Source organism: Nodosilinea sp. LEGE 07088 (assembly GCF_015207395.1).
Classification (GTDB): domain Bacteria; phylum Cyanobacteriota; class Cyanobacteriia; order Phormidesmidales; family Phormidesmidaceae; genus Nodosilinea.
In genome coordinates this window covers 1-17,406 of record NZ_JADEWX010000025.1, presented here as the reverse complement: position 1 = coordinate 17,406, position 17,406 = coordinate 1, and the positions used below count along the sequence as shown (strand labels likewise).

Below are 17,406 nucleotides of genomic sequence, written 5' to 3'. Positions count from 1 at the left end.
GCCTTGACAATCGGGGGCATAGCGCCTATGCCCCCGTCCCCTCGGTAGGACCATGGCTGCCCTATCGACCAAGATTTGATCCACAGGATTTGACCCATTGAGGTCGGTCAGATTTTCTCTACGGTTCTAATTCTGACTACCTCTACATGCTTGAGACGGATGGAGACTCTCCGCTGCTCAAGAGTCCTGGTTCTTCGGGGTAGTTGAGCCAGGACTTTTATCCTTTTCCTAACATATTGCCGTTATTCATCCTCAGGTCTGGGGTATGGTTCCAGTTGGTCAGGGTAAACGGCCGTTTGTGTCTACAGCCTGCCTACTTTTAGGCGGCGTGTTTGAATTTGGACGTGGTTCAGGCGCTAGCTTGGCGGCAGCGACGACTGTAAATGCCCCTTGCTGTCGAGCTTACGCATGGCGAAGGTAGCGCTGCCGCCGTGGATCAGCAGCGAAGCCAAAATGACGACAGTGGTGATTTGCCACAGCACCCCCATGTCCTCAAAGCTGCCGTGGTTTTGGGCGTAGGCCAAATAATAGAACGAGCCAAATCCGCGAATGCCTAAAAAGGCGATCGCACGCTTTTCAATCCGCCTGAACTCGAGCGTTCTAAGCGAAATCATACCGGCCAACGGTCGCACCACCAGTAAAAACAACCCAGCAAAAACCAGGGCATTTACTGAACCCAGCTGAACTGTACTGGTGGCAATGAACCCACCCAGGGCCAGCAGCAAGAAACCCAGTAGAATATTCTCCATTTGGTCAGCAAACTGGTAAGGCTTTTGATGATAGCTATCGGCTTTGTTCACGTTTTGACGGCCGGCCACTGCCGCCGCAAAGACAGCTAAAAAGCCGTAGCCGTGGATCATTTCGGCCAAACCGTAGGCTAAAAAGATCGTTGCCATTACCATTAGCCCTTCTTGGGTCTCGGCTCGATTGGTCTCATCGGAATAGTGAAAAACGTAGTGGCTTATAATCCAGCCGACGCCAATACCCAACAGAATGCCTGCCCCAACCCGGTAGAGCAGATCGACGAAAAACCACTCTACCAGCCAGCCCCCAACTGACGCGTGTTCGGCCAGGCCCATAGCCAGATATACGAAGGGAAAAGCCAGACCGTCATTGAGCCCGGCTTCGGTGGTAAGGCTAAACCTCACCGGATCCTCGCCCCCCTGATTGGGTGGCCCTACCTGTACACTAGCGGCTAGAACGGGGTCAGTTGGGGCCAAGAGTGCTCCTAGCAAAACCGATGCCGCCAACGATAGACCAAAGAGATATTGCCCCAGCACCACGGCAGCACCGATCGAAAGGGGCATAGCCACCCCTAGCAGCCACCAGGTCGAAGCCCAAGCTTTGAACCGAAATGGACAGTCGATCGCCAGGCCCGCTCCGGCTAGAGAGACAATCACAATTAGCTCGGTCAGGTACTCAGTGATGTGGCTATGAACCGTATTAGCGATCGGATCGATGACCGGTAAATTCAGCGGCAGGCTAAACAGGAGTGCCGCCAACAGTACATAGATGATTGGAGTGCCGATGTAGCGAATATGCCGCACATCCGGTAGCCAGGTGAGCCCTAGCGTTGCTAGACCGAAGGCAATGTAGAGAATAACTTTTGGTTCCATGGTCTATCTATTCAAGGCGCTTCGCGGCGTTTGAGCATCTCTCATTTGGCAGAGGCGAGGGCTTGGACGTCACCGCTAGAGTGCAGGGTATGACTTTGGCAGCACCCTCCCTGCTTTAGCCCAGATTTCTACGGAACCCAGGTGTCTTTATGGCTGATACAAAGAATACGCTAACGAACGCGGCGGGCATTCCCGTACCGAGCAACGAAGTGTCGCGATCGGCGGGGAAGTATGGTCCTCTGCTGCTCGACGACTACACGCTGTTGGAGAAGATGGCTCACTTCAACCGCGAGCGGATTCCTGAGCGGGTGGTACATGCCGTAGGGTCTGGAGCCTACGGCACCTTTACAGTGACTGACGATATTACCTCCCTGACCAAAGCCAAGCTATTTGCTGAAGTTGGCAAAGAAACGGAAGTCTTTGTGCGCTTCTCAAACGTAGCTAAATCTAAGGGTGGCTCTGACATCTATCGCGACCTGCGCGGGTTTGCCATCAAGTTCTACACCGAAGAGGGCAACTGGGATCTGACCGGCAACAACACCCCCATTTTCTTCATGCGCGACCCAATGAAGTTTATGGATTTTATTCGATCGCAGAAGGAGCATCCCCAAGAGAACTGGCGGCAGGACGAGCGCTGGTGGGATTTTTGGTCGCTGGTGCCGGAGAGCCTGCACCAGGTGCTGTGGCTGATGGGCGATCGCGGCGCCCCCATGGGCTGGCGTCACATGAACGGCTACGGCAGCCACACCTTTAGCTTCATCAATGCAGAAGACCAGCGGATCTGGGTTAAGTTTCACTTTAAGACTAACCAGGGCAATAAGTTCTTCACCGAAGAGCAGTGGATGAAACTCCAGGGTATCGAGCCCCGCTGGGCCACCAAGGACCTCTATAACGCCATTGACGAGGGTAACTATCCCTCCTGGACCATGCACATCCAGACCATGACCGATGAGCAAGCCAAGGATTTCCCCTGGAATCCCTTTGATCTGACTAAGGTCTGGCCCCACGGCGACTTTCCGCTGCAGCGGGTGGGCCGTCTGGAGCTGAACCGCAACCCCGAAGACTACTTTGCTGAAGTTGAGCAGGCTGCGTTCTCGCCGGGCAACATCGTACCGGGGGTCTCCTGGTCGCCCGATCGTATGCTGCAAGCGCGGATCATGTCCTACGCAGATGCCCACCGCTATCGTCTCGGCGTCAACTATGAGACCTTACCCGTCAATGCGCCCCACGCTACAACGGCTAACACCGGCTACCGGGATGGGCTAATGCAGAGCGATAGCAGCAAAGGCAGCCGCAACAACTTCCACCCTACCCACCACGACTATCCCCAGGTTGCTCCAGGTGCAGCCGAACCAGCGCATCCTGTCGAAGGGCTGGCCGATCGGATTGAGCTCGATGAAGACGACCATGCCGACCAGGCGCGGATGTTCTATCAAATGCTGAGTGAAGACGAGAAAGGGCGGCTAGTTAAGAATATTGCCGGTAGCCTCGGCAAATGTATGGACATAATTCAGAAGCATCAGCTCGCCCTGTTTCGCCAGGCCGACCCCGAGCTAGCCGATCGGGTTTCAAAGGCGATCGGTCAGGTGAAGCCCCCCCAGCCCGATCCTAAACCCGCGTCTACCTAATGCCTTGAGGCGAAATATGTCCATCGTTCTGGCTCGCTTGGCTCTCCTGCTCCCTAGCTCTAAGGACTAGTACATAAACTTAAGCTGTGGAGTACTAGGGCTAGACATCATAGGAAACCCTGTTAGGGCAGCCCTGCCGCGGGGCGCTGTTGCGCTTGATTACGGTTTCTAAGTCGGGCCTATAGGCAAGCCACAATAGAGATATAGCGTAACTGCCTAGATCATCTCTAACATTGGTGACCTTTGCCGTTGCCCGCCAACATGGTTCAGTCTTGATCGTTGAGCCATGCCAACTGTCCTTAGCAATAGGGGCAAGGTTAGGGTGCGGCTCCGAGCAATCGCCTAGTCTTTGTCACCCGAAACCACCATGTACGCTTCATCTTCAGAGCAGCTACACCCAGATAACCAGGCCCTAGGGTATGAGAATCAACGCCTCCGGGCCGAAAACAAAGCCCTGCGCCAAGAAAACCAGCAACTTCGGCAGGTGATGCGTCAGCTAGAGCGGATGGTGCGGCGCTACGCCTAGAAGCCACGGTTAACGTTGCTATGCTGCCTACGTCCCAAAATCACAATCCCCCCGCCAACGCCGAATGGTGGGAATCAAGTTGGATGAGGGCTGCAATGCCAGTACTGCTCGGCTGGTGACCGATTAAGGTGGAATTATTCAGTCACGATCAGGTTATCGACAATGGCTCAGCCTACTCTTGATCGTCGCCAGTCTAAGTAGGCTAGGCAAAAAAAGGCGCGGAACCCGCGCCTTCTAGCTGTGATGTTGAGCAGGTGTGTTACCACCCCATCCCAAACACTGACGAAACGCCTAGGTGTTTAGGCGTCGCTCTCAATGTAGAAAAACAGCATGCCCATCACGGCCACTGGCATGAGCCAGGTGATAATCGGAATCAAAATCCAGGGCAGCCACGATGCCGCATAGGTTCCATCCATGATTGAAATCTCCTTAGCAAGTAAATGAATATTGTTGAGCCTAGCCTCGGGGCACCTAGTTATTCACAAAACCTCTGAAAATGGCATTGAGCTCTTCAAAGTGAGTCAGGAGGAAATAGGCCATATAGGCTCCACTCATGCCGCCAATGAAGAAGCCAGCGGTCATTTCGCTCCAACCTTCGGAGGTTTTGAGGGCGTCGGTACCAGCGGGCTGTTCAGCAGCGGGCTTGTTCGAGACCAACCCATGGGCTCCCATGCCAGCGGTGCCGAGCAGCACGATCGCGATCGCAGTCACCAACCCACCCAGGTAGGGAGCCGCCTCAAAGTCTCGCAAAGCCCCTACAACCACCTCTGGCCCGACTAAAAAATAGCCGTGGGCTAGGCCAATTTCTAGGCCTCGGGTAATGGGAGCCATTCCCTTACGGTGAGCTGGCAGCCAGCTAATGAATGCCCGCACAAAAGCAGAGTCACTGATCGGGGTAGACAGGTGACCCAGTTGAGGATCGCCTTGGTAAGGGCCAACGACTTGATTGGTCATGGGTTGATTTACCTCTGGATTTGGTTTGGTTGTCTAGACACGCAGGGAAAAGAATAAAAGTCCTGGCTCAACTACCCCGAAGAACCAGGACTCTTGAGAAGCGGAGAGTCTCCATCCGTCTCAAGCCTGTAGAAGGGGTCAGAACGGGGCTGTAGAGGGTCTGACACACCTCAATTTCTAAAAATATTTTTGATCGGGTGGGCATCGCCCACCATCGCCGTCTCAGCCTGGTGGCTGTTTGAAAAGGCTACTCGTGAGCGTAATTTTTTGTCTTACTTTCCCCTCCTGGGAGGGGTGCCCGGAGGGCGGGGTGGATCAACGGACTCAGTTAAACCCACCCCTTACCCCTCCGAGGAGGGGATGCGCTCCTCGCTAGCCAAAGCGACTGGAGGTCGAGGCTATCAGGAAGGCGGCGTAGGTGACGATGTAGCCCACCGTAAAGTGAGCCAGACCCACCACCCGAGCCTGCACGATGGAGAGGGCAACGGGCTTATCCTTCCAGCGAACCAGGTTCGCCAGAGGAGTGCGCTCGTGGGCCCACACCAGGGTCTCGATCAGCTCCTGCCAGTAACCCCGCCAGGAGATCAAGAACATGAAGCCCGTCGCCCAGACCAGGTGCCCAAAGAGGAACATCCATGCCCAGACGGCCAGATTATTCATGCCGTAGGAGTTGTAGCCGTTGATTAGCTGCGACGAGTTAAGCCACAGATAGTCTCGGAACCAACCCATGAGATAGGTCGAGTTTTCATTGAACTGGGCCACGTTGCCACCCCAGAAAGTGAGGTGTTTCCAGTGCCAGTAGAAGGTCACCCAGCCAATCGTGTTCAGCATCCAGAACATGGCCAGGTAGAAGGCATCCCACGCGGAGATATCGCAGGTGCCGCCCCGACCAGGGCCATCGCAGGGGAAGCTGTAGCCGAAGTCTTTTTTGTCGGGCATTAGCTTCGAGCCGCGGGCATCCAGCGCCCCCTTGACCAAGATCAAGGTGGTGGTGTGTAGACCCAGGGCGATCGCATGGTGAACCAGGAAGTCGCCGGGGCCAATGGTCAAGAACAGCGAGTTGCTGCCGCTATTGATGGCATCCATCCAGCCCGGTAGCCACACGTTGCCAAAGTTAGGCCAGGCGGTGGTGGCAATGCTGTCGGGGTTAGATAGGAGAGTATCGAACCCGTAGAGCAGCTTGCCAGAGGCTGCCTGTACCCATTGGGCAAAGACTGGCTCGACCAGGATCTGCTTTTCTGGGGTGCCAAAGGCGACCACTACGTCGTTGTGAACGTACAGTCCAAGGGTGTGGAAGCCCAGGAACAGCGATACCCAGCTCAGGTGGGAGATGATCGCTTCCTTGTGCTCCAGCATGCGAGCCAGCACGTTGTTTTCGTTGGCCTTGGGGTCGTAATCCCGCACCAAGAAAATCGCCCCGTGGGCAAAGGCCCCCACCATCAAGAAGCCAGCGATGTACTGGTGATGGGTATAGAGCGCCGCCTGGGTAGTGAAGTCCTTGGCGATAAACGCGTAGGACGGTAGCGAGTACATGTGCTGCGCTACCAGGGATGTCACCACCCCTAAACAGGCCAGGTGCCAACCTAGCTGAAAGTGCAGGGAGTTGTTGTAAGTATCATAGATGCCTCTATGTCCTGCCCCAATCATGCCCCCAAAGGGGGTACCCGGTGGCGGGTTATGGGCTTCCATGATGGTCTTCATGTCGTGGCCAATACCGAAGTTAGTCCGGTACATATGACCCGCGACGATAAACAACACCGCGATCGCCAGGTGGTGGTGGGCAATATCCGTCAGCCACAGCGCTTCGGTCTGGGGATGGAACCCACCCAAAAAGGTGAGAATCGCATCGCCCGACCCTTGGGCAGTGCCAAACACATGGTTTGCACTGTCGGGGTTCTGGGCATAGACCCCCCACTGACCAGTGAAGAAGGGCTTCAACCCGGCAGGGTGAGGTTTGACTGACAGGAAATTATCCCAGCCCACGTGCTGACCCCGCGCTTCGGGAATCGCCACGTGGATGAGGTGACCAGCCCAGGCCAGAGAGCTAACGCCAAACAGCCCAGCCAGGTGGTGGTTCAGGCGCGATTCCGCATTTTTGAACCAGGCCAAGCTAGGCCGAAACTTAGGCTGTAGGTGCAGCCAACCGGCAAACAGCATGACCGCCGCCATAATCAGCAGGAACATGGCCCCGCTGTAGAGATCGACATTGGTGCGCATGCCGATGGTGTACCACCAGTGGTACACCCCAGAGAATGAAATGTTAACCGGATAATTGGCCCCCGCCTGGGTGAAGGCATCCACAGCGGGTTGGCCAAATTGCGGATCCCAGATCGCGTGGGCGATCGGTTTCACGCCCAGTGGGTCTTTCACCCACTGTTCAAAGTTGCCTTGCCAGGCGACATGGAACAGGTTGCCCGAGGTCCACAAAAAGATGATTGCCAAATGGCCGAAGTGGGAGGCGAAAATCTTTTGGTAAAGATTCTCCTCCGTCATGCCATCGTGGCTCTCAAAGTCATGGGCCGTGGCAATCCCGTACCAGATCCGCCTTGTGGTCGGATCGGTAGCCAAGTCCTGGCTAAATTTTGGGAATTTAGTTGCCATGAATCAAAACGGATACGAATGGGTCAGAAAACGCAATTCGTCGAAATTCGGTGGTTTGGGTTGCGGTAGGGGTACAGCATGCTGTGCCCCTACCGGGAATCCCATGACCAAACGGGTCATCCCACCGAAATTATTCGCGCCAGGAAGAAGGCCCACGTTGTGGCAATCCCTCCTAACAGGTAGTGCGCCAGGCCCACGGCCCGACCTTGGGTAATGCTCAGGGCACGGGGCTGGATGGCCGGAGCCAGCTTCAGCTTGCTGTGCGCCCAAACAATGGACTCGATCAGCTCTTGCCAGTAGCCGCGACCGCTGAACAAGAACATCAGACTAAAGGCCCAGACAAAGTGCGCCCCGAGGAACATCAGACCGTAGGCCGACAGTGCCGACCCGTAGGAACCAATCACCTGGGAAGCCTGCGCCCAAAGGAAATCGCGCAGCCAGCCGTTGATCGTGATCGCGCTGGCCGCAAAGTTGCCGCCGGTAATGTGCGACACTGCCCCGTCGGGCGAAACCGTTCCCCACACATCCGACTGCATCTTCCAGCTAAAGTGGAAAATCACAATCGAGATGGAGTTGTACATCCAGAACAGGCCGAGGAAAACGTGATCCCAGCCCGAAACCTGGCAGGTACCGCCCCGACCGGGTCCATCGCAGGGAAACCGGAAGCCCAGTTCACCCTTGTCGGGAACTAGCCTGGAGCTGCGGGCAAATAGCACGCCCTTGAGCAAAATCAGCACCGTCACGTGGATGGTGAAGGCATGAATGTGGTGCACCATAAAATCGGCTGTCCCCAGGGGAATGGCCGCCATAGCAACCTTTCCACCTACCGCTACCACGTCGCCGTTGAACACAGGGCTAACCCCGGCCAGGGCTTGGGGTGCCGTGTTGCCAGCGGCGGCAGCATGGATGCCCTGAATCCACTGGGCAAATATGGGCTGGAGGTTAATCGCCGTATCGGAGAACATATCCTGGGGTCGCCCCAGCGCCCGCATGGTGTCGTTGTGGATGTATAGCCCAAAGCTATGGAAGCCCAGGAAAATACACACCCAGTTGAGGTGCGAGATAATCGCATCCCGATGGCGCAACACGCGGTCCAGCAGGTTATCCACATGAATGGCGGGGTCATAATCCCGCACCATGAAGATGGCTGCGTGGGCCGCCGCCCCACAGATTAAGAAGCCGCCAATCCACATGTGGTGGGTAAACAGCGACAGCTGAGTGGGGTAATCGGTAGCGATGTACGGGTAGGGGGGCATCGAGTACATGTGGTGGGCCACGATGATCGATAGAGAGCCCACCCAGGCCAAGTTCCACGACAGCTGGCAATGCCAGGAGGTGGTGAAAATTTCGTACATACCCTTGTGGCCTTCGCCGGTAAAGGGCCCTTTGTGAGCTTCTAGCACCTCTTTAAAGCTGTGGCCAATGCCCCAGTTGGTGCGATAGAAGTGGCCCGCGACGATAAATAGCACCGCCAGCGCCAGGTGATGGTGGGCCGTATCCGACAGCCACAGCCCGCCAGTTTGGGGGTTTAGCCCACCCTTGAAGGTCAGGAAGTCAGCGTAGACTCCCCAATTTAGGGTGAAAAATGGCTTTAGTCCCTCGGCAAAGCTGGGGTATAGATCCGCCATCAAGCTCTTGTCAAGGATCCACTCGTGGGGCAAGGGTATCGCCGCCGCCGAGTCGATTAGCCGGCCACCAATGGTTAGAGGCTTGCCCGCATCGATCGCATCCAAACAGGCGTTGACGGGCAACGACACATGGATCTGCTGACCGGCATAGCCCAGACAGCCCAGGCCCAAGAGCCCGGCCAGGTGGTGATTCATCATCGATTCCACGTTTTGAAACCACTCCAGCTTGGGAGCAGCCTTGTGGTAGTGGAACCACCCGGCAAACAGCATCAGCCCGGCCATTACCAGGGCGCCAATGGCGGTGCAGTAGAGCTGGAAGCCGTTAGTAATGCCGTTGGCCCGCCACATCTGGAACAAGCCAGAGGTGATCTGGATGCCGTGGAAGCCGCCGCCCACGTCGGCGTTGAGAATTTCTTGGCCAAAAATGGGCCAAACTACCTGAGCACTGGGCTTAATGCCGGTGGGGTTGGTGAGCCAAGCCTCGTAGTTAGAGAACTTGGCACCGTGGAAGTACATGCCGCTTAGCCAGATAAAAATGACGGCTAAATGGCCAAAGTGAGCACTGAAGATTTTTCGCGAAATATCTTCCAGGTCACTGGTGTGACTGTCAAAGTCATGGGCGTCGGCATGCAGATCCCAAATCCAGGTGGTGGTTTTGGGCCCCTTGGCCAACGTGCGGTCGAAGTGGCCGGGTTTGCCCCATCGCTCAAATGAGACGGGTACCGGATCTTTATCAACTACGACCCTGACTTTTTGTCCCGGTTCAGGGGGACTTATGGTCATGGGACTCTCCTCTCTTCTACTCGAAAATACAGAGCGGATATAAAGTGCTTCCTACTCGATAGACGAATATAAATTGAGTCTATAGAAAGCTTAAATAAGCGTTTTGGGTGCTAAAAAGCCTTCCGAAGCAGGGGTGACTTTGACTGGATAACCCAGAAAGGCACCGTTGAATCGAACGGTTTAATAGCTTTCAATCCTGACTTTCCTAGGGCTAGAGCCAGTCTAAAACCTAAGCTAGATCACTCAATCGTCCTAAAAACAAGGTCAGGTTAAGTAATAAACTACAGAATGGTTGGTGTTCTTGGTAAGCGAAAGTTTCACAAGTTAATAACTCTGGAAAAAATAAAATCGACAAGCCAAATACTTTGAGGATGGCCGACAGTGCTCTTTTATTTCTTGCAATAAAGAAAAATAATCATCTCAACATAAGAGGGTTTAGTACTCTATATATTAGCGACCAGAGAATGAATAAACTGGCCCATTGCGGGGTCTCGTCGTAACCATGGTTGAGGTTACGGCTTCTAGAAATGGGGTTGGTTGCTAGATGGCATGGGCTGAGTCTGGCTGTGACCTGAGCGGCTCATAGCGAAAGGTTTGGGGCCATCATGGGGTAAGTTACATGCCTACCAAGATGCGCCCGTTCGGCAATGTCAGCCTGACCGGGTTAGATTTGCCCTGTCCAGAACTGGGTTTGGTCAGAATCGTAAGTCTTGTAGACAAGCTTCGCCAATGGGCAGCGTCCCCATCGGGAAAAAGAATGCCTTCATTTCAATGGCGATCGGCTCAATGGCGATCGGCTCAATGGCGATCCGCCCACCAGTGACATTATCCTCGCTGCACCAGGGCGGCATCCCCAGGCGTGGGAGCACGCAGGTCAGAGCGGGTCAGTTCAGGGGTATGACTGTACACTGACCCCAGCAAAATCTCTAAGCAGCCCGCTGCGCGAGCCCGATGAATAGCTTTGTGAGTAATCAAATCGCCGACGTTCAAAATGACTTGGTCCTGTTCATCGAGCATGACCCTTGTCACTGGGCGTCCCAAGGCTCCCTGAATGCGACGGTTCTCGATGAACTGCTGAACCTGAACCTGGGCATTGGTCGCCTGACGCTGCAGGACTGCCCACAGGGTAGCGGCCTCAGATTGGAGCTGGCTGGCCCCGGTTTGCAGTTGCCTGCCTGCGATCGCAGTTCTCTGCTTGAATTGCTCGTTGGTGCGTTGCAGCCTCTGGCTGGCCCCTTGGCGAAGGGCTGCATCCAGACTGAGACCCGTGGCGTCCATCAGCGCCTGCTCTTGGCGATGGGTACGGGCACGCTCCAGCACCGTTTCGGTGACAATCTGTCCGGCCGCTACGATCACAACCCCCGAGGGAGTCCGTACTGTAGTCTCAGCGCGCTGTCCTAGGGTTTGATCAACCAGGGGAGCAGCTAAGAACCCTGTAGCCTGCTGGGTCAGATCGGCACTGATATCGCCACCTGTGGCGCGGTAGAGTTCGTCGAGCACCTCGGCAGAATCGGCCAGACTCAGCACCTCAGTATTGACCACAGCACCTTCAGCAATTAACAGGTTGCCTGCGGTAGTGTAAATGTCGCGATCGACGATTTTACCCAGGACATAGGCGCGCTGATTGGCGGGGGAGACGGCGGCATTGGTGATTGATGCCAGGGTGTCATGCTGCAAACCTTTGAGATCTTGGCTAGCCTGTTGGGTTGCCGACTGAAATTGGTCTTTGGCCTGCTGCGTAGCTGTTTGAAATTGTTCCCTGGCAGCTTGGGTAGCCACCTGAATGCGATCGCGGGCTTCCTGGCCAATGTCGCCGCCCGTCGCCCGGTAGAGGCGATCGAGCACGCCGCTATCTGAGGCTTTCTGCACATCCGCCGCCGTGATCGCTAACCCAACGGGGAACAGCATATGCCCCTGGTGATCAAGCACGGCATCCTGGGTCGTTTTGCCTAGGGTAAAAGCTTGCTGCTCACTAGGGGCCACAACAGCATTTGTGATTGAGACCTCGGCACTGCGACGAGCCGTGTCGTACTGTTCGCTGGCATCACGGGTGAGGGCTTCCCAATCTTTTTGAGCAGCGGTGGTGGCAGCCTGAAGCTTCTCGCTGGTGTACTGACCCGCTTCCTGAAGCTTAGTGCCGGTGTACTGACTGGCCTCTTGCAGGCGATCGCTCGCTGATTGCAGAGCCCCGCGTACCCCACCCACCTGTTCTTCCATTAGGTCAGCGGTTTCGGGTGATACAAAGGCCACGTCTTCGCCGATGGTCAACGTATGTAGCGCGGGCACGAACGATCGCCCTGAGTAGGCATCGGCAAACAGCCCGCCAGAGACTTCATAGCCCTCCACCAAGCCCGTAATTTCGTCAAAAAACAGGTCAACCATGGTACCGAGGTGACGACCATCGGTGGTCATAATTTTGGTACCCCGCAGGATATTGTTTTCTCGCAGCAGAGCTTTAATACGGCTTAGCGTCTTAGCCGAAACAAGAGTGCTTTTATCGGCAGTAATAATGCCGCTAGGGCCAATGGCTTTAACCGATGCCAGGGGCAGAATACGAGCACCTTTAAACCAACCTGCTTCAGACACTAGAAAGCCCAGCACCTGATTAGTTTCATGGTCAAAAACTAAATCACGTACTGACTCCAACATTTTGCCAGTGTCGTAGGCAAAAATCGACTTCCCTAAAATATCGCTACCTTGTCGCATAGTTGCTCCTTGCCGCTAGTGTGTGAACCGTAGAGTATTGGTTTGAGGCTGAGCCAACTGGGATCGAGCCTAAAAAATCAGTTGATGGTAAATTCAGCGAGCGGAGGCTACTGCTGCCGGACAACGTCAGGCCCCCAGTTGGTGTAGCCCTTGTACTCAAGCGTGCCCAGGCCTGCGATCGCGAGCAGTACCAAAGCGACACCCCAAAAAAGTCTATGATTAGTCCGTTTTCCTACTAACCTAGGCATTGCCAACTCCTTCAAAATTTCACAGCGGTGTTTGAGCTCAAGAGCTGTTTGAACTCAAGAGCTAACTTTGTAGCGAGGCATAACCTTTCCTAACAGGGATCCATTGCAGATCAGAGAATTCTCTCAAAGAATTTTAAAGTGCCTAAAACCCACTATTTTTCTACTATCAGCAGAACAAAAAAGCAGGTAGTAAATAGGCTAACTCTAGAAACTTTGACCTTGTAAAAGGCCAGAATAAACACATCTGTCTCTACTTCCCATAGTAACTCTACTCTCGATGTAACAAAAAAAGCCTCCCCATCAAGAAATAAAAATCTATCTGTCTTTAGATAGATTGACAAGGCAAAGATGGGTTATGAAAATCCCTGGCGGGTGGGCTGATTTTTGGAGTCTTTCCTAAGGCTGCTGTTAAGGCTGGCAGTGGGTGTCTGCTTTGGCGCTGCTTTGGCGCTGCTTTACAGATGTGTTGTAACTGGATGCAGCGATTTTAAGAGGACGGTCATAGAGCTCCACGACGACCGCCCCTGTGGGGAGACCTGTGTGGAGACCTGTGTGGAGATATTTGGCGGTCAGTAGTCGCAGCTAGGCCAACGGTGCTAAGGATTATGGGCTTTATCCCGATAGCGTCCTAACTGGCTAATGGTCGCGATCGCTCCCGAGCTGCCCTGATCGAGGGTGGGCAGATAAATCTCTCTGCCCGCGATCGCCCCAGGTGGTGTACATTATGAGAAAATTGTGACAACTATTTAAGTAAACTCAATTTAGGAGGTCATCCCCTATGGATTGGCGTGTTGTAGTCGTTTTATTGCCGATTGCTGTGGCGGCTAGCTGGGCTGTGTTTAACATCGGTCGGGCTGCCCTAGGGCAACTACAAGACTTTCTCAACCGGGAGGCTTAGGCCTGGTTCGTTGAGTCTGTCGTCGCATTGTTACCGCCTAAATTAAGCCCACTCACGTTGCCCTAGAAGGGGCTGGCCTGAAATTGCCGGTTCACTCTAGGGCTAACTGTTGCAACTTGGGCATCAGCTGGTTAAAGGCTACGCCTCGGTGGCTGTGCTGCTCTTTTTGTTGTGGCGACATTTCGGCAAAACTCTGCCCCAGGGCTGGCACGTAAAAGATCGGATCGTAGCCAAAGCCCCCTGTGCCGCGCGGTGCCAGTAAGATTTCACCGGGGCAAATACCCTCGGTTTCAACCACGATCTGGCCAGCGGGGTTGGCCAGGGCCAGGGCGCAAACAAACTGGGCCTGGCGGTGATCTATGCCCTCTAGCTCTTGCAGTAGGCGATCAATTCTGGCTCGATCGCTAGGGGCGTAGCGAGCCGAGTAGATGCCTGGCGCGCCACCGAGGGCCTTTACCTGTAGGCCCGAATCGTCTGCGATCGCCCACTGGCCCAGTGCCTGGGCTACCCCCGATGCTTTCAGTCGGGCATTCTCTAGAAATGTGGTGCCGGTTTCCTTAATATCGATTGCATCGGGTTTGAGTTGCAGCTCCCAGCCCAGGGCATCGAGATACACCTGCATTTCTTTTAGCTTGCCGGGGTTCCCAGTAGCGACAACGACCGTGGGCATGGGTAATCTATCCATTTCAAGAGGGAGCCATGGGTCGATTGTAGTGCCTGGTTCGGGCCGACAAAATGGCACAGCTGCCAAATACAGATTGAACCTAAACCTGGTAGCGTGGTTGAACAGTTGCCTTCAATCGAAAAGGTTGAGCCCTTGACCGCAAAGCGCCCCTCCCAACGCTCCAACTACTGGACGCTCGCTCCCTATGTGCGACGTGAATGGCGCACCATTGCCCAGGCGCTGGTTGGCACTATCATTTTCGTTTCCTTCTGGCCGGTGTTGGCCTGGCTGTCGGGAAATATACTGGCCCAGCTAGCGGCGGGCAATGTGCCTGTGGTAGCGCGGTTTATCGCCATCACCATGGCCGGATTTGCCCTCCAAAAAATTGGTCAATATATTCAAGATTCGCTGATGGCGAGGGCGGCCCTAGAGGTAGCCTTTAACCTGCGCAAAGATGTCTATACCCACATCCATCGGCTCAGCCTCACCTACTTTGAGCGCAGTCAAACCGGCGATCTCTCCTATCGACTAACGGAGGATATCGATCGCATTGGCGAAGTGGTGCAAAAGCTGTTCCATGACTTCTTGCCGTCAGTGCTACAGCTGGTTGTGGTGCTGGGTTATATGGTCTATCTCAACTGGCAGCTCACCCTCACCGCCATCGTGCTGGTGCCGATTTTGGCCATTCTGGCCGGGTGGTTTGGGGAGCAAATGCTGACGTTTTCGCGGCGCAGCCAAAATCTGGTGTCTGATCTGTCGTCGCTGGTGACCGAGGTGTTTAGCGGCATTCGCTTAGTGCGGGCCTTTGCTGCCGAAGACTACGAGGTCGAGCGCTTTACCCAGGAAGCTGAGAAAAACCGCCAGGCCAAGTACAAAGCGGCTTGGCTGCAGGCGGTGCAGTACCCGGTGGTGGGCTTTACCTACGCCGTGGTCGTGATGCTGATTTTGCTAGTGGGTACCTGGCAAATTTCCCAGGGTAATCTTACCGGGGCTTCCTTTGGTAGCTACGTGGTTGCAGCGCTAATGCTGATTGACCCGGTCAACCACGTCATTATCAATTATGGCGAGTTTAAGCAGGGCGAGGCCTCGGTCGATCGCGTGATCGAGCTGCTAGATATTGAGCCTGCGGTGCGCGAATTGCCCAGTGCTGGCGACTTACCCAAGGTCACTGGGCGGGTAGAGTACCGCAACGTTACCTTTGGCTACGAGGCCGACGAGCCGGTGTTGCGCAACTTGGATTTGCTGGCTTTACCCGGCGAAAAAATTGCCCTGGTGGGGTCTTCGGGGGCAGGCAAGTCGACCCTGGTAAACTTGCTGCCTCGCTTCTATGACCCCCAATCGGGCCAAATTTTGATCGACGATGTCGATGTCTCCACAGTGACCCTGCGCAGCCTGCGGCGGCAGATCGGCATTGTGCCCCAGGAAACCACGCTATTTTCGGGTACGATCGCCCAAAATATTGCCTTTGGCCAACAAGACTTTGACCTTGAAGCGGTGGAAGCAGCGGCTCGCATCGCCAATGCTCACAATTTCATTAGCCAGTTTTCCCAGGGCTACTACACCTGGATGGGTGAGCGGGGCGTAAACCTGTCGGGGGGGCAGCGGCAGCGGGTGGCGATCGCCCGCGCCGTTCTGCTCAACCCCCGCATTCTCATCCTTGACGAAGCTACCTCAGCGCTCGATGCCGAGTCAGAGGCATTGGTGCAGGAGGCCCTGGAGCGGCTCATGGGCGATCGCACCGTGTTTATCATTGCCCACCGACTGGCCACTGTGCGCGACGCCGATCGTATCTTGGTGCTAGAAAAAGGCCAAGTGATCGAGTCGGGTACCCACAGCGAACTGTTGGCTAACCAGAGTCGCTATGCTCAATTTTATGCTCAACAGTTTGCAGGCAGTAGTCAGGGGTAGCCTGCCCCCGCTGTCATCATGCTCTGTAATGACTACTCTGAAGTAAGTCCCTAACGGTTCCCATTGGCATGACATCGTCTCCGGCTACGGGCCTTGGCCCCAACTCTGAGAAAGCAGTTTATAACGACGGCGCGATCGATCGTCTATTTATCTGGCTGTTTAGCCACAAAATGGCTAAGGCTGTCGGCAAAGACCCCGCCCGCAGGGGTTATGACGGGTTTGTCGAGCTTTCGCAGCAAATTATGCAGGGGCGCAATGCCCAACAGCAGCAAGCTCTTGTAGCCGTGGTGCTCAAATCCTTAGTGCCCTCCCAAGCCCTGTGGCTGATTCGCCATCTGTTTGCACCCACCCAGTTGGTCTGTGAACTCAATGCTTGGTTTGCCACCCTCCTGTTTGAGTGGCTAGTTGGCCCCTGCGATGTCACAACCGTCGAACTTACCGATGCCCAAGGGCAGGTGCGGCAGCAGCGCAGCGGCGTCCAAATTAAAAAGTGCCGCTACCTGGATGAGAGTCGCTGCGTCGGCATGTGCGTCAACATGTGCAAGCTGCCTACCCAGCGCTTCTTTACCGAAGACTTTGGCATTCCCCTCACCATGGTGCCGAATTTTGAAGACTTTAGCTGCGAGATGGTCTTTGGTCAGCCGCCGTCACCCCTAGAGACCGAGGACGCCTACCAGCAGCCCTGCCTCATCGATCATTGTTCCCTCGCAACCAGAGATCCCCAGCCCTGCCCCAAGGTTAGGCACTGAGGGTGTCCGATAGGGTTTGCTCATATTCTTCCAGTGCCGCCAGCACCAATATCAGTTCCTGACGATTGGCCACATTGGGGTCTAGTTGGTATCGGATTTGAGCTTTTTGGTAGCGTACTTCCTGTCGATCTCGTCGAGCTTCGCGTTCTGCTCTTTCAGCTTCGCGTTCTGTTTCCTCAGCTCTTCGGTCTCTTGCTTCAGCCTCACGGTTTCCTTCTCGATTTCGACGGTTCCACTCAACGCCGAAATTAGCCAGTGCAGCCAGGAGGGCTGCCACGGTGAGTCGGTTGCTCCAGAGTTGGGGCTGGGCGACGATGCTGAGGAACTGGAAGTCTTGTTTGTCATAGAACCGCAGAAATGCAATAGCGATTACGAGTACCGTGACCAAACTGCCGGGCAGCAAGCCCAGAAAGTTGATCCACACCTGACGCTTGAATAGCTCCATTCTAAGCGATCGCCTCTGGCCCAATGGATGTGGTCATTGTAGGGGAGGGGAG

At 55.0% G+C, this 17,406-nt stretch carries 14 protein-coding genes; 5 read left to right on the top strand and 9 right to left on the bottom strand.

The features are described from left to right. Positions 1-356: 356 nt before the first annotated feature. Positions 357-1,616 (bottom strand): sodium:proton antiporter, encoded by a 1,260-nt coding sequence (locus tag IQ254_RS08620; protein ID WP_193965768.1) that lies wholly within the window; start codon positions 1,614-1,616, stop codon positions 357-359. Positions 1,617-1,765: 149 nt separating this feature from the next. On the opposite strand from IQ254_RS08620, the gene IQ254_RS08615 reads away from it, so the two are divergent. Then, entirely contained in the window at positions 1,766-3,244 is a 1,479-nt protein-coding gene (locus IQ254_RS08615; RefSeq protein WP_193965767.1) for a catalase, read from the top strand. A gap of 367 nt (positions 3,245-3,611) precedes the next feature. Continuing rightward, positions 3,612-3,770, top strand: coding sequence for a hypothetical protein (locus tag IQ254_RS08610; RefSeq protein ID WP_193965766.1), 159 nt, complete (start codon positions 3,612-3,614; stop codon positions 3,768-3,770). A gap of 299 nt (positions 3,771-4,069) precedes the next feature. On the opposite strand, the gene IQ254_RS08605 is transcribed toward IQ254_RS08610, so the two are convergent. From IQ254_RS08605 to IQ254_RS08580, 6 genes are all read right to left on the bottom strand, one after another. Continuing rightward, complete coding sequence (locus IQ254_RS08605; RefSeq protein WP_193965765.1) at positions 4,070-4,186, bottom strand: photosystem I reaction center subunit VIII; 117 nt, start codon at positions 4,184-4,186, stop codon at positions 4,070-4,072. Positions 4,187-4,241: 55 nt separating this feature from the next. Next, a complete protein-coding gene (locus IQ254_RS08600; RefSeq protein ID WP_193965764.1) occupies positions 4,242-4,724 on the bottom strand; it encodes a photosystem I reaction center subunit XI in 483 nt (160 codons plus the stop codon). Between the two features lie 372 nt (positions 4,725-5,096). Further along, entirely contained in the window at positions 5,097-7,325 is a 2,229-nt protein-coding gene (gene psaB / locus IQ254_RS08595; protein ID WP_193965763.1) for a photosystem I core protein PsaB, read from the bottom strand. A 116-nt stretch (positions 7,326-7,441) separates the two neighbouring features. Continuing rightward, entirely contained in the window at positions 7,442-9,736 is a 2,295-nt protein-coding gene (gene psaA / locus IQ254_RS08590) for a photosystem I core protein PsaA (protein ID WP_193965762.1), read from the bottom strand. Positions 9,737-10,431: 695 nt separating this feature from the next. Continuing rightward, positions 10,432-10,587 (bottom strand): hypothetical protein, encoded by a 156-nt coding sequence (locus IQ254_RS08585; RefSeq protein ID WP_193965761.1) that lies wholly within the window; start codon positions 10,585-10,587, stop codon positions 10,432-10,434. Beyond that, the gene (locus tag IQ254_RS08580) at positions 10,562-12,442 is read right to left on the bottom strand and encodes a PRC-barrel domain-containing protein (RefSeq protein ID WP_193965760.1); all 1,881 of its coding nucleotides are present in this window, start codon (positions 12,440-12,442) and stop codon (positions 10,562-10,564) included. Before IQ254_RS08580 ends, IQ254_RS08585 begins: the two co-directional genes overlap by 26 nt. A gap of 1,026 nt (positions 12,443-13,468) precedes the next feature. Here IQ254_RS08580 and IQ254_RS08575 point away from each other — a divergent pair. Next, the gene (locus tag IQ254_RS08575) at positions 13,469-13,588 is read left to right on the top strand and encodes a photosystem II protein Y (RefSeq protein WP_106871929.1); all 120 of its coding nucleotides are present in this window, start codon (positions 13,469-13,471) and stop codon (positions 13,586-13,588) included. A 91-nt stretch (positions 13,589-13,679) separates the two neighbouring features. On the opposite strand, the gene rdgB is transcribed toward IQ254_RS08575, so the two are convergent. After that, complete coding sequence (gene rdgB, locus IQ254_RS08570; protein WP_193965759.1) at positions 13,680-14,258, bottom strand: RdgB/HAM1 family non-canonical purine NTP pyrophosphatase; 579 nt, start codon at positions 14,256-14,258, stop codon at positions 13,680-13,682. 147 nt (positions 14,259-14,405) lie between these two features. Between rdgB and IQ254_RS08565 the strand changes: the two genes are divergently transcribed. Both IQ254_RS08565 and IQ254_RS08560 read left to right on the top strand, forming a co-directional pair. Further along, positions 14,406-16,160: an ABC transporter ATP-binding protein gene (locus tag IQ254_RS08565; RefSeq protein ID WP_228040381.1), complete on the top strand. Its 1,755-nt coding sequence runs from the start codon at positions 14,406-14,408 to the stop codon at positions 16,158-16,160. 68 nt (positions 16,161-16,228) lie between these two features. Further along, positions 16,229-16,909 carry a DUF4033 domain-containing protein gene (locus tag IQ254_RS08560; RefSeq protein ID WP_193965758.1) on the top strand — a complete coding sequence of 227 codons (681 nt, stop codon included), beginning with the start codon at positions 16,229-16,231 and terminating at the stop codon, positions 16,907-16,909. Here IQ254_RS08560 and IQ254_RS08555 read toward each other — a convergent pair. Next, positions 16,899-17,354, bottom strand: a complete 456-nt coding sequence (locus IQ254_RS08555; protein WP_193965757.1) for a hypothetical protein — start codon at positions 17,352-17,354, stop codon at positions 16,899-16,901. The genes IQ254_RS08560 and IQ254_RS08555 overlap by 11 nt on opposite strands. Positions 17,355-17,406 lie beyond the last annotated feature (52 nt).

Excerpts from the sequence above, each read along its gene's own strand:
- psaB (WP_193965763.1), bottom strand. The coding sequence starts at position 7,325 with ATGGCAACTAAATTCCCAAAATTTAGCCAGGACTTGGCTACCGATCCG.
- psaA (WP_193965762.1), bottom strand. The coding sequence starts at position 9,736 with ATGACCATAAGTCCCCCTGAACCGGGACAAAAAGTCAGGGTCGTAGTT.
- IQ254_RS08605 (WP_193965765.1), bottom strand. The coding sequence starts at position 4,186 with ATGGATGGAACCTATGCGGCATCGTGGCTGCCCTGGATTTTGATTCCG.
- rdgB (WP_193965759.1), bottom strand. The coding sequence starts at position 14,258 with ATGCCCACGGTCGTTGTCGCTACTGGGAACCCCGGCAAGCTAAAAGAA.
- IQ254_RS08620 (WP_193965768.1), bottom strand. The coding sequence starts at position 1,616 with ATGGAACCAAAAGTTATTCTCTACATTGCCTTCGGTCTAGCAACGCTA.
- IQ254_RS08580 (WP_193965760.1), bottom strand. The coding sequence starts at position 12,442 with ATGCGACAAGGTAGCGATATTTTAGGGAAGTCGATTTTTGCCTACGAC.
- IQ254_RS08585 (WP_193965761.1), bottom strand. The coding sequence starts at position 10,587 with ATGCCGCCCTGGTGCAGCGAGGATAATGTCACTGGTGGGCGGATCGCC.
- IQ254_RS08560 (WP_193965758.1), top strand. The coding sequence starts at position 16,229 with ATGACATCGTCTCCGGCTACGGGCCTTGGCCCCAACTCTGAGAAAGCA.
- IQ254_RS08555 (WP_193965757.1), bottom strand. The coding sequence starts at position 17,354 with ATGGAGCTATTCAAGCGTCAGGTGTGGATCAACTTTCTGGGCTTGCTG.
- IQ254_RS08610 (WP_193965766.1), top strand. The coding sequence starts at position 3,612 with ATGTACGCTTCATCTTCAGAGCAGCTACACCCAGATAACCAGGCCCTA.
- IQ254_RS08575 (WP_106871929.1), top strand. The coding sequence starts at position 13,469 with ATGGATTGGCGTGTTGTAGTCGTTTTATTGCCGATTGCTGTGGCGGCT.
- IQ254_RS08615 (WP_193965767.1), top strand. The coding sequence starts at position 1,766 with ATGGCTGATACAAAGAATACGCTAACGAACGCGGCGGGCATTCCCGTA.
- IQ254_RS08600 (WP_193965764.1), bottom strand. The coding sequence starts at position 4,724 with ATGACCAATCAAGTCGTTGGCCCTTACCAAGGCGATCCTCAACTGGGT.